Source organism: Paranoxybacillus vitaminiphilus (assembly GCF_003259935.1).
Lineage (GTDB): Bacteria > Bacillota > Bacilli > Bacillales > Anoxybacillaceae > Paranoxybacillus > Paranoxybacillus vitaminiphilus.
In genome coordinates this window covers 1-12063 of the sequence record NZ_QLMH01000014.1, presented here as the reverse complement: position 1 = coordinate 12063, position 12063 = coordinate 1, and the positions used below count along the sequence as shown (strand labels likewise).

The 12063-nt window shown below is 41.8% G+C and carries 13 protein-coding genes; 5 read left to right on the top strand and 8 right to left on the bottom strand.

The window, feature by feature from the left end:
• The first annotated feature begins 37 nt into the window (after window positions 1-37).
• Window positions 38-574, top strand: a complete 537-nt coding sequence (locus B0I26_RS13680) for a hypothetical protein (RefSeq protein WP_111645985.1) — start codon at window positions 38-40, stop codon at window positions 572-574.
• 125 nt (window positions 575-699) lie between these two features.
• Here the strand turns inward: B0I26_RS13680 and B0I26_RS13675 are convergent, their stop codons facing one another.
• Genes B0I26_RS13675 through B0I26_RS13655 form a run of 5 tightly spaced genes read right to left on the bottom strand, consistent with a single transcriptional unit; the run spans window position 700 to window position 5310 of the window.
• Window positions 700-900: a hypothetical protein gene (locus B0I26_RS13675; RefSeq protein WP_111645984.1), complete on the bottom strand. Its 201-nt coding sequence runs from the start codon at window positions 898-900 to the stop codon at window positions 700-702.
• Entirely contained in the window at window positions 893-1426 is a 534-nt protein-coding gene (locus tag B0I26_RS13670; RefSeq protein WP_111645983.1) for a Rieske 2Fe-2S domain-containing protein, read from the bottom strand. Before B0I26_RS13670 ends, B0I26_RS13675 begins: the two co-directional genes overlap by 8 nt.
• Before the next feature lie 29 nt (window positions 1427-1455).
• Complete coding sequence (locus tag B0I26_RS13665) at window positions 1456-1998, bottom strand: 4Fe-4S dicluster domain-containing protein (protein ID WP_111645982.1); 543 nt, start codon at window positions 1996-1998, stop codon at window positions 1456-1458.
• Window positions 1995-4142 carry a formate dehydrogenase subunit alpha gene (gene fdhF / locus B0I26_RS13660; RefSeq protein ID WP_111645981.1) on the bottom strand — a complete coding sequence of 716 codons (2148 nt, stop codon included), beginning with the start codon at window positions 4140-4142 and terminating at the stop codon, window positions 1995-1997. Before fdhF ends, B0I26_RS13665 begins: the two co-directional genes overlap by 4 nt.
• Window positions 4143-4161: 19 nt before the next feature.
• On the bottom strand, window positions 4162-5310 hold the full coding sequence (locus B0I26_RS13655) for an MFS transporter (protein WP_111645980.1): 1149 nt from the start codon (window positions 5308-5310) through the stop codon (window positions 4162-4164).
• A 281-nt stretch (window positions 5311-5591) separates the two neighbouring features.
• On the opposite strand from B0I26_RS13655, the gene B0I26_RS13650 reads away from it, so the two are divergent.
• Together B0I26_RS13650 and B0I26_RS13645 are read left to right on the top strand one after the other, a co-directional pair.
• Complete coding sequence (locus B0I26_RS13650; protein ID WP_111645979.1) at window positions 5592-6335, top strand: Mrp/NBP35 family ATP-binding protein; 744 nt, start codon at window positions 5592-5594, stop codon at window positions 6333-6335.
• A gap of 27 nt (window positions 6336-6362) precedes the next feature.
• The gene (locus tag B0I26_RS13645) at window positions 6363-7076 is read left to right on the top strand and encodes a Crp/Fnr family transcriptional regulator (RefSeq protein WP_111645978.1); all 714 of its coding nucleotides are present in this window, start codon (window positions 6363-6365) and stop codon (window positions 7074-7076) included.
• 289 nt (window positions 7077-7365) lie between these two features.
• Here the strand turns inward: B0I26_RS13645 and B0I26_RS13640 are convergent, their stop codons facing one another.
• From B0I26_RS13640 to B0I26_RS13630, 3 genes are all read right to left on the bottom strand, one after another.
• On the bottom strand, window positions 7366-8640 hold the full coding sequence (locus B0I26_RS13640) for a NarK family nitrate/nitrite MFS transporter (protein WP_245934803.1): 1275 nt from the start codon (window positions 8638-8640) through the stop codon (window positions 7366-7368).
• Window positions 8641-8877: 237 nt separating this feature from the next.
• Window positions 8878-9996, bottom strand: coding sequence for a TIGR04053 family radical SAM/SPASM domain-containing protein (locus B0I26_RS13635; RefSeq protein ID WP_111645976.1), 1119 nt, complete (start codon window positions 9994-9996; stop codon window positions 8878-8880).
• A gap of 72 nt (window positions 9997-10068) precedes the next feature.
• On the bottom strand, window positions 10069-10656 hold the full coding sequence (locus B0I26_RS13630; protein ID WP_111645975.1) for a molybdenum cofactor guanylyltransferase: 588 nt from the start codon (window positions 10654-10656) through the stop codon (window positions 10069-10071).
• Between the two features lie 385 nt (window positions 10657-11041).
• Here B0I26_RS13630 and B0I26_RS13625 point away from each other — a divergent pair, with 385 nt between their 5' ends.
• Entirely contained in the window at window positions 11042-11182 is a 141-nt protein-coding gene (locus B0I26_RS13625) for a hypothetical protein (RefSeq protein WP_342767131.1), read from the top strand.
• Window positions 11183-11452: 270 nt separating this feature from the next.
• Entirely contained in the window at window positions 11453-11599 is a 147-nt protein-coding gene (locus B0I26_RS18390; RefSeq protein ID WP_181502911.1) for a hypothetical protein, read from the top strand.
• Window positions 11600-12063: the final 464 nt, after the last annotated feature.

Sequence of the window (12063 nt, the reverse complement as noted above, 5' to 3'; positions counted from 1 at the left end):
TAATTGAAAACTATTTTTTTCAGGAGGAGCAACATATATGTTAACTGTTAGTATATCATATCACGCAAAAAAAGATTTACATGAAATTTTTTCACTTCTTCAAGGAACGGCAACAGACAATGGCTGGAAAGTCTCATTAAAAGATCGAAAAAACGACGTGTATATCGTACACGAAAAAAGTAAACAACAGCTCATCTTTTCATTTGCAAACCATTTATCATTTGAACAATATCAACAAATTCACCGCCTCATCACCAGCATTCAACATTACATAGAAGGAACGGTCGATGATTCAAACAGTTTGCTTGGCTATCTTGCTGACGGAAGAGGTGCTTACATTGTGACAAATTGGAATGAATGGGCTCACTTTATTATGTCGGCTAAATTGAAATCGTTAGAAGGGCGAAAAGTGAGCGTATACGACGACAAAGAAACCGAACTTGCCAGCGGATTGCTTCTGGACTATAAGCTTGATGAAGCAGGCTGTATATATGAGTGTACATTAATTACTTCATTTGGTGAACGAACGTTCCGTAATCAACATTTACACATCGAATCAACAAATGAATGGTAATGGCTGCTTCAAAAGAAAAGGGTCAGCCTCCACCGCCATCATATATATAGGACAGGACGTAATTGGATAATGCTCCTATATATGATGGATTGTGCGTGAAGTCAGACCCTTATGAAACAGCCTCTTTATTTTTTTTCTTTATATTCCAAGTTTCTCCATCTAAAAAATGCAGCGAGTGCAGCGAGCACTGATAAACACGCAATTGACGTAAATAAATACACCCGCTCATATTCTAAACCAAAATAAGCTTCTACTGTCCATTGCAGCATGACGACATTCACGGCAAGGGAAAGAAAGATGACAATCCAGCACGTTTTTTTATCCATGGCGAACCTTCCTTCCAACGGCATAAATCGTATCATCCACAATTTCCAGTTCGATCCTCGGCAGCTCTCGTTGCGGCGGCCCGGCCAGCGGATGACCGCTTTTTACATCAAAATAGCCTTTATGGCACGGACACAATAAAACATCTTGTTCTTTTTCGTAAAAAACCGGGCATTGCAAATGAGTACATTTGTTATTGTAAGCCACAAACTTGCCGTCTTTCGTATGAACTAAAATGGCAGGATCCTCATCAGTTGGATAGTTAAAATTCAATGATTGCCCCTTCGATATTTCCGAAAGTTTCGCAATCGCTATTCTTTTGTCATCTTCGCCAGCCGTGTTCATCATCGCCTTAATCGAAAACGGCAATGTCGCCAGCCCTAATGTGACCGAAGCGCCGACGGCCGTTTTCAAAAAGGCGCGCCGGTTATACTTCACATCGTCATCACGGTTAAGATTATCAATCAAATTGATCATATCGTCATTTGTTTCATATTTATTCCGTGCTAATTTCTTCTTATTATCCATCACACTCTCTCCTTCTGGGCACTTATCCATCAATCCGTATACACTCCGAAAAATTCAGGCACATACTCCCATTTGTTTCCTTCCTGCGGCTTTTTCCCTTCGACTAAATTCATTTGCGCCCGACGGCGACGGAGAGCTTGCATTTCGTCAAAATCAATAAAACGAATCGCATCGCTTGGACATACAGAAGCACACATCGGAGCGATATCGTATTTTGAGCGATCATAACACATATCGCATTTATACATTTTATTTGCTTCAAAATCGAATTTTGGTATACCAAATGGACAGCCGAACGTACAATTCCGGCAGCCGATACATTTTTCTTCCATCGCTGATAAAACAACGCCTTCTTCTGTTATTTGAATCGCGTTAGCCGGACAGACGCGGGCGCACGCCGGGTCTTTACATTGCATGCATAACATTGGATATGTTTGGCGGCTTTCCATAAAATCAACATACTCTACATAGTTGCGCTCTTTCGCCTCATGTCCGCCGCACTCCCGGCATGCCGCCTGGCACGAGCGGCAGCCGATGCAGCGTTCAAATTCGAGATACATAATTTTCCTCATTGCGCTTTCACCTCTTTTGCTGACACTTTTTCGAGCTTCACGGCACATACTTTAAATTCCGGCATTCTCGAAACCGGATCAAGACAAGCACTCGTCAGCTGGTTAACCGCAAGTTCTTTTCCCCAATGATAAGGAACAAACACGGTATCTTTGCGAATCGCTTTTGTTAAGCGAACTTCTAGAACCATTGATGACCGTTTCGTAGTTAACTTCACTAAATCACCATTGCTCAAACGATATTGGCTTGCAAGTTCCGGATGCATTTCCGCATAAGGAACCGGACATTGCTCTTTTAGAAAATCCACTCTTCGCGTTTGATTTCCAGATAAATAATGGAATACAACCCGCCCGGTTGTTAAATAATGCGGATATTCTTCCGTCGGCTCTTCTCCAGCAGGTTCCCAATCGACAACAGCAAGATTCGCTTTCCCGTCTGGAGTTCCAAATTTTTCTTTAAACATTGTCGGTGTTCCCGGATGATCTTCGGAAGGGCAAGGCCAGAACACACCGTCTTCTTTGTCAATGCGCTCATACGTAATTCCGTAATAGTCTGCTTTTCCGCCTTTTGAGGCAAGGCGCAGTTCGTCAAAAATTTCTCTTGCGCTATTATATTGGAAATGTTTACCTTTACCCATTCTTTCTGCAATTTTGCTTAAAATCATCCAATCCGGCTTTGCTTCTCCTAAAGGTTCACGCACTTTCCGAATGCGGATGACACGTCCCTCCAAGTTTGTCGTTGTTCCTTCATCTTCCGCCCATGTTGTAGCCGGTAAAACAACATCGGCAAACTCGGCGGTTTCGGAAAGGAAAAAGTCGTTCACAACTAGAAAATCAAGCTTTCTTAACCCTTCCCAAATATATTCTAGGTTTGGTGCCGACACGGCCGGATTGCTGCAAATGACATGCATAGCACGAATCGTACCTTTATGAATTTCATCGAACATTTCATAAGCGGAAACTCCTGGTCCCGGCATGTCTTCCGGCTTGATTCCCCAAATGCTTGAAATGTACTTTACTGCCTCAGGATCGGTAATTTTTCTATACCCCGGAAGTAAGTCTGATTTTTGTCCATGCTCGCGTCCGCCTTGACCGTTTCCCTGCCCTGTAAACGTTGCAACACCTGATGCGAATTTTCCAATTTGTCCGCGCAGCAGTGCCATGGATGTATATAATGAAACATTGTCTACTCCTTTTGACTGCTGTTCGGCACCGCGGGCAAACATGACAACGGATCGTGGAGAACGTCCGTAAATATGAGCGGCTTTCACAATTTTTTCTGGAGCAACTCCCGTAATTTTCGCTGTATACTCCGGCGTGAACTTTTCGACCATTGCCTTTAATTCCTCATAGTTGTTGCAGCGCTCATTGACGTACTCTTCATCGACATAGCCTTCTTTAATCAATAAGTGCATAATGCCGTTGGCAAGCGCGGAATCCGTTCCCGGCTTTAGATCAAGATGAACGTCAGCAACGCGGGCCGTTGGCGTTTCCCGAGGATCGGCAACAATTAATTTTGCGCCTTTATCTTTCGCACGCCAAAACCATTGAATGCTCGTCGGATGGCATTCCGCTGTGTTTGTGCCGGCCATAAAGAAACAATCGGTATGCTCTAATTCCGTCCATGGAAGAGTAGAGCCACGGTCAATACCTAATGTTTTTAAAAAGCCGCCGGCTGCTGAACTCATACAAAAACGGCCGTTATAATCAATAAATCTCGTTCCTAACGCAACTCGGGCATACTTTCCAACAAGGTAACATTTCTCATTTGTCATTGAGACGCCGCCGAATACGGCTAAAGCGTCTTTTCCATATTCAGCTTGAATTCGTTTAAAGTTTTTTTCGATAAGGTCTAATGCTTCTTCCCATGAAGCTTCAACAAATTTTCCGTTCTTTTTAATGAGCGGGCGCAAAATCCGGTCTTTATGCTCAATCGTTTGATAAGCCGTTACCCCTTTTGGACACATTTTTCCGCGCGTGACAGGCCAATCATACCGCGGTTCCACCCCTACTACTTTTCCCGTTTTTTTATGAACGCGAATATGCATGCCGCATTGCATGCCGCAATAACAGCAATGAGTTGTAATGAGCTGTTCATCCGGATGGATTAAATTTTTTACCCCTTCTTTAACGAGATACTGTGTCATATGAATCTCCTCCACTTGTTTAATGTACTTTTTCTTCCTCTTTCGGTATATTGTAAAATTCATCAGAGCGCTTTTTACCAAATCCAGAAATCTGGATGCCGTTCAATGTTTGAATCGGACCGTACGGATTTCCTTTTGGCGCTTCCATATTCAGCTGCTTCATCACACGCATCCGTCTGCGGCAGGCTGGACAATAATCCGCTAAAAAGCTGCCGTCTGCCAATTGCAAATCGAAATTTTGCGCTTGCAAAATTCCTTTAACATCTTCAATTTGCTCATCGCTGCTGTAAGTTGCTCCACATTTTTTACATGGTCTTGTGTCCACTTTCCATTCCTCCTGATAATTCATCGGAACAGCCGTCGCCAACGGACGAATTGGCAAATGAAATAATTTGCCAAACGGAAAATAGACGAGCATCACGACGACGGTAATTTGGTGAATAAGCGTAATATAATGATGCATCCAGCCGTCCAAAAACGTGTAAGAAACGGTTAAAAGCAATCCGGAAACCGTTACAGCCAAAAGCAGATACAAAGGAAATAAGTCGAACTCAAACCGCTGCGTTACTTTCACATCTTTGTCGACAATTCTTCGTGCCAGTGCCATACATACACCAACTAACACCATCACCGCGGTAATATTTAATCCGTTATAAATCATTTCCGCAAAAATTCCATGCGCTTTCATCGTGATCGTCGGCAGGTCCATGACAACAATTTGGTACGTGTCTGAATCAACTAAATCAAAACGCATCCAGCCAAACGTAAGTCCGAACGTAATCGCGAATGAGCCAATGCATCCCCAGGCAATCAAAAAGTGTTGAACTCCCCGGTAAATCCCCCGCTTAAAAATAAATTTTTGTAAAAAGATATTTTCAAAAGCAGTTTTTAAAATTGAGATAATATTGCGCTTGACACGTTTTTTATCTTTTAAATTTTTTAAACTTCTTTTTACTACTTGATAGGTGGCTGGTCTTAACAGCCATGAGCACATGCGGACGGTTAAACCGATGGCAAATATGAACGAGGACAGCAAATATCCAAGCAGAGCCATGTCAATATGTTGAAACTTTCCCGTCCCGATCCAAACGGTGAAAAATAAAACTAGCGTAACAAAAAAAGCATACATGCTTGTTTTCGAGTAAAAGGATTTTTCTAATCTTTGCATGAAGGATAACCTCCTTACGAAATACCTCATTCCATTGATTTCAATGTTAATTGTAAAAATGTTTTTTCGTTTTCACTGTGAGGAACATCACATAATCCCCCCTTATTTCTTGGAAAACAAAAATCGTCACATTTTCTACACATTTTCCTGCAAAACGGAAAAGCGCAGCTATGCTTTGTGACAGGATTTTGACAGTTGCATAAAAGTGTGATATTCGTCACACCGATAAAAAAAAATAATTTCTAAAATGATAGTAAACATTGAATGCAAGGAGTGTTTTCATGCTGGCAAATAACGTAATTGCAGTAACAAGCGGAAAAGGCGGGGTTGGCAAAACGACCGTTTCTGTTAACCTTGCTTTGTCCCTTGCAAGACTTGGAAAAAATGTTGCCCTTATTGATTTAGATATATATGGTTTCAGCGTGCCAAAATTTTTTAACATTACCTTCAAGCCAAAAACATTTAACGGAAAAATCATTCCTGTCGAATCACATGGAGTCAAAATTATGTCCATGGGTTTTTTACTGAATGGAAACGACCCGGTTGTTTGGCGAGGGCCAATGTTAGGAAAAATGGTGCAGCATTTCACAGAAGATGTCTTATGGGGAGAACTTGATTATGCTATATTAGACATGCCGCCGGGCACTGGTGATGTCGCCCTTGATATGCACTACTTTATTCCGCAAAGTAAAGAATTAATTGTCACAACACCGCATCCGGCAGCGACATTCGTTGCGGAACGCGCCGGGACAATGGCCCTAAAGGCAAACCATGAAATACTCGGAGTTATCGAAAATATGGCTTACTTTTCTCCTCCCGGCCAAAATGAAAAATATTTTATTTTCGGAAAAGGCGGCGGTGATTTGCTCGCGGATAAGCTATGTACAGAAGTCATCTCGCGATTGCCGCTTGAGCCGCCGAGAGAAGATGGAATCGTTCCAATGCTTTATGAAGAAGAGACATTATTATATACGTACTATAATGAATTAGCTAAACGCATTGATTCGTTGATGAATGATGCATAATGAGTGAAACTTTGGAGGTGAAAACTGATGGCTTTACCTTCCGAACAATTACAATTGAATCCACGCTTCAACCAATTAAAAGAATTGCTCCGTTCAGCGAACTATAGCAAAAAAATAAAAAAAGGCTCCTTTCTATTTCAAGAAGGAATGCCGGCAAATGAACTGTACTTAATCTGCTCAGGCAAACTGCAAATGATTAAAACGTGCCCGGACGGAAAAGAAATGTGCTTTCGAATTTGCAGCGTCGGAGAAATTGTCGGGGAGCTGACACTTTTTACAAATGATCCGAAATATTTATTAACTGCGAAAGTCATCGAAGACGGCGAAGTGGCCGTTATTGAAAAAGATTACTTGGAAGAGCAGCTTCTTTTAAACCCTTCATTGACATTTGAATATATGCAATGGCTCAGCAACCATACGAGACGGACGCAAACGAAGTTTCGCGATTTAATTTTGCATGGGAAAAAAGGGGCACTTTACTCGACGCTCATTCGGATGTCCAACAGTTACGGCATTCCTCTCAAAGACGGCAGCATCCTTATTGATTTGCCGTTAAAAAATCAAGATTTAGCAAATTTTTGCGGAACGACAAGAGAAAGTGTCAACCGCATGTTAAATGCGTTAAAAAACAAAGGAATTCTGTCTATCAAAAGAGGAAAAATTACAATTCACGACCTTGACTATTTAAAAAGCGAAATTCAATGCGAAAATTGTCCAGTCGAAATTTGCCGGATTGAATAAATCAATGAACATCTCCCACCTACGCTTCTTTTAGAGGTGGGAGACTTCTAAAAGAAGCTGACCGGCAAATATTTAGCCACACTAATGAATTGTGATTGCGCGTCCTAATATTTTCAGGTCATCCCTCTTTCTTTAATGCAAATTTTAATCAACTCCCCGGCAAAACCGTGGCATTCTAGCGCTTGATCCGGTTCTTATCATAGAAAAAACTCCTTTGTAGAATGGTTGTTTTCGATACAAACAAGCGGCACTTCTACAATAGGAGTTTTTTCTTTTTCCTAAACCCTTTTTAACATTTTACTTCCGCATTTTTTCTTGCATAATAATACCAATTCAAGATAATTGAAATAACGTAAAAAGCGATGAAGAAATAAAATGCTGTAACTGGTGTTCCTGTAGTTTGCACAGACCAGCCGAATAATTTTGGAATAAGGAATGAGCCATATGCTGCAAATGCTGCCGTAAATCCAAGCACTGGTGCCGCTTCTTTTGGCGGAAAAATAACTGGAATCATTTGGAATGTAGAACCCGAACCCATTCCCGCTGCGATAAACAAGATTAAGAACGAAATCAAAAACCCGGCAAACTGTTTTTCGTTAGTAAAATACATGACAGCGCCAGCACCAATTCCCATCGTAACTAACACGTAACTTGTCACGCGCGCGCCGCCGAACTTATCTGATAACCATCCTCCGACCGGGCGGGATGCTGCTGCGAGAAACGCCCCTAAAAAGGCAAGCGATGTATGCTCAGGAAACTGCGATTTTAACACAAGCGGAAACGCTGCTGCATAGCCGATAAACGACCCGAATGTAGCCACATAAAGCCATGTCATAATCCATGTATGTTTACGCTTTATAATAACAAATTGGTCAGACACTGATTGTTGTGCATTTGGAATATTGTCCATGCCGAAATAAGCAATGATCGTTAAGAGAATAATCGGAACAACCCAAATAAATGCTGCGTTTTGTAGCCAAATCTCTTTTCCATCAGGAAGAACTTGACTTTCCCCGCCAATTGCGGCAAATACCCCCGTTGTAATGATAAGCGGCGTTACGAATTGAACAACAGATACCCCCATATTTCCTAAGCCGCCATTAATTCCAAGCGCCGTTCCTTTTTCTTTTTTCGGAAAAAAGAAGCTAATGTTGGCAGAAGATGAAGAAAAGTTTCCTCCTCCAAGCCCACATAATGCGGCGAGCAATATCATCACCCAATACGGCGTATCCGGATTTTGTACAGCAATGCCAATCCCAACGGCCGGAATTAATAAAATCGCTGTTGAAAACACAGTCCAGTTTCTTCCGCCAAATTTTCCAACGGCAAACGTATAAACGAAACGCAATGTCGCACCGACTAAGCCTGGAATAGCTGCTAATGTAAATAGTTGACTATCGGTAAATGAAAACCCAATATCATTCAACCGGATCGCGACAACAGACCAAATTTGCCATACAATAAAGGCTAGCATTAAAGCTGGAACAGAAATCCAAAGATTGCGTCTCGCATGCTTCTTTCCTTCTTGTTCCCAAAACATAGGATTTTCCGGATTCCAATCCATGCCGATTCGTCCTTTTTTCTTCGGCAAGTCATTTGTCGCTGCTTTTTTAGCTAATTGACTCATATGAGTATTCTCTCCTTTTAAATTCAAAAATCATTTTTGTAATTTGATAATAAAAAAAATAGAGAGATAAAAATGTGATGTTTTTCACATTTTTATACAGTGTCACATATTTGTAAAAAATAGATTATTTTCGTTATCCGGATGATAAAAAAGCTGACTCATTCAGTGAGCCAGCTAATGCAATGTTTGTTTCTTCTTACGCAGCGCCTTTGGAATATAAACACAGAAAGGCTCGCTCTCTAAGTAATCTCCTGTTACGGCATACGCCCGTGAACGCGAGCCGCCGCAAACGAAACGGAACTCGCAGACGCCGCATTTTCCTTTATACTTATCCGGGTTTCTCAAGTCTTGAAAAATCGGTGAATGACGGTAAATATCCGCCAGCGGTGTTTCTCGTACATTTCCTGCTTTCACAGGCAGCAATCCGCTTGGATACACATCGCCAATATGCGAGATAAAGAGAAATCCGTTCCCATCATTGACCCCTTTTGGCGCCCGGCCGAGGCCGTCCACTTGTCCAGTCAGCCCTTTCATGAGTACATCTTCATAGCGGATCTGTCCGTCCGCCTTTTTCTTCTCGCGCATTTTTTCCTGCAGCACGACGCGGCGATAATGCTGCCCTGCTGTTGTTTTAATATCAAACGGCACACGTTTGCTTGTTTCATATAGCCATTTAAATACTTTTTCATGTTCAACTGGTGAAATCATATCCGTCTCCTTGCCGCGCCCCGTTGGCACAAGGAAAAAGACGCTCCAAAGCACACATTTCAATTTTTCAACAAGCGCGGCCATTTCGTCGAGCACGTGGACATTATATCGGGATATAACGGTGTTAATTTGCACGGGGATTTCAAGTTCATGCAAATATTTAATCGCTTTGATTGTTAAGTCAAATGAGCCCGGCGTTCCGCGAAAATGGTCGTGAATTTCCGCGTTTGGTCCATCTAAACTAAACGCCCAGCGCGCCAACCCGACTTCTTTTGCTTTGCGAATCGCTTCTTTCGTCACATTCGGTGTCGCACTTGGCGTCATCGAAACACGCAATCCTTTCTCAATTGCATATTTAGCAATGTCATACACATCCGGCCGCATCAATGGGTCGCCGCCTGTAAACACGAGAAGCGGCTGATCCATTTCATAAATTTCGTCAATCAGTTTTTTTCCCTCTTCCAGCGTCAACTCGCGCGGATCGCGATCATATTGCGCCTCCGCCCGGCAATGAAGGCACTTAAGCTGACACGCCCGCGTTAGCTCCCAAATAACAATAAACGGATTTTCATGAAAGTCTCTCATGAATGCTCCCTCCTTGCTTTCAATTGTAAAGCATAAGAAGAGAAGCTCATGTGATGCACATCACAATATTACTTATGTCATATAATTGTCATATTCCTGCCGATAATTAATATTTTGAAAAACACATTCCTCTTCGAAAAAGTCTTGTTCGTTGACATAGCGGACACGGCAGTGCTCGAACAAAGACAGCATTCGATTGTTTCGTTCGTTCAACAGCTGCCCAATTTCTTGCAGCGTGCGCCGGTTGTATATCCCTACTAGCGGCTGAATCCGGCCGAAATGAGCAGAAGCGATGATATCAAACGATTCATCGATACATTTCACCATTTTTCCTACCGTATCTGGACGTATATACGGCATATCACAAGGAAGAACAAAAATCCATTCGGCATCCGTTCGCCTCATGACCGTATAAATTCCGGCAAGCGGACCTTGGCCGCGATACATTTCTTCGTCAAGCAAAATTTTTTCATTCGTCACTTGTCGAAAGCGCGATATAAGGGAAGGATGACTGACAATATATATTTCTTGAACAAATGGCCGCAGCGCATTGACAGAAAACTGAAAAAAATAAGTTCCTTCCCGTTTCGCAAACGCTTTCGGGCTGCCAAAACGCCGCGACTCCCCGCCGGCAAGAACTGCTCCTGCAATCTCTTTCACCTTTGTTCACTCCTCAATCGAAAACTTTTGTACCACTTTAACATGAAGAAAACAAAAAGAAAAGCTTCCCTTATTCAAATAGAAGCTGCTGGTTGTTAAAAAATTTTTGCTCTATTTGTGATACAATTCATCATAGTTTAACAATATTTTCCTATAAAAACACACAAAAGAATAGCACCTTGAATATAATTTTAGGTAATTTAATTATTCTAAAAAGGAGTGGGAAGTTTGCAGAATCCTCCACCGATACCTGGTCACTTTGCAACGGGTTCCCAAAATCAAATGTTAATTCCCCCCTGAAACAAAAGCAGATCCACCTGAATCGTTGACAGAAAAGGAATTTATTGAGCGTTCACTGGCTGAAAATAAGTTTTGGCTTAGAATTATGATGGAACATTCCCGTTTTATCTCTTCTTTGTTGGATCCATCTGAACGTAAATTAGTTACAACCGTCCGTCAAGTTTATCACTTCTTTCCAATAGCCTCCACCAAATTTTCGAACCCCTCTCCAAATACTCTCATTTAAATTAATTTTCCAGTTCCATCGTAAATGGATAATGAAGCTGTCTCGAGTCATGGTCATTTGTCAACTCCATTACTTTTCCTAGTTTAGGCTGTCAAATCAGCGGAAAATTGCTGCAGCATGAAATTCGGCTATAAATTGCTCATAAAACATAGATACTTTATATTATAATAATCTATATACGCATCATAATGACTTTGCCTATTTTTCGTAATGATGGACATCACAAACTCGTTATGGAAATTCTCAATGCTCGCGAAAGGAGAATGGCGGTTGGAAGAGTTCGTCGGCTTTTGTTCCGGGTGCGGCAAACCGATTCATTGTTTGCATGGCTTTTTAAATGGTATCGTAAGTGAAGAAAAAGAAATGTTATATTGCTTCCAGTGCTATGAAAAGAAAGAAGCAGGACAAGAGCGCTAACATGTAAAAATGGCTGCCCGATAAATTCTCCCCTCGCGCACTGTTGTGCTGCGGGAGTTGTTGGACAGCCTCTTCTCTTTTGGCCTTGAAGCCATTTCTTTAAAAATCCAATACCCGCCGGCAAGCAAAACGATAAAGCTATTAAAATCGTAAAAATTAATATCGATTTTAAAAAGCGATTTTGTGTTTTCGCATCTCCCTGTTAATCTCCATGTTCAACCCCTTCCTCTTCACTACTTTCGCTTTCATTGTAACGCTTGTCAACATAGCGGTAATATGAGGTACGGCAAACTACCGATATGATTTTCATCACATCTTCCCAAAGTCATGATTTATCTCACAGCTTTTTTGTTAAAACTCTATAAAATGGGTTCATCACCAAAAGTCGGGGGTGACAAATTTCCCTCCCGTTTCTAGGCGGATGCGCAAGAAAAGATGTGCGTTGTTTCGGTATCCATACCCTC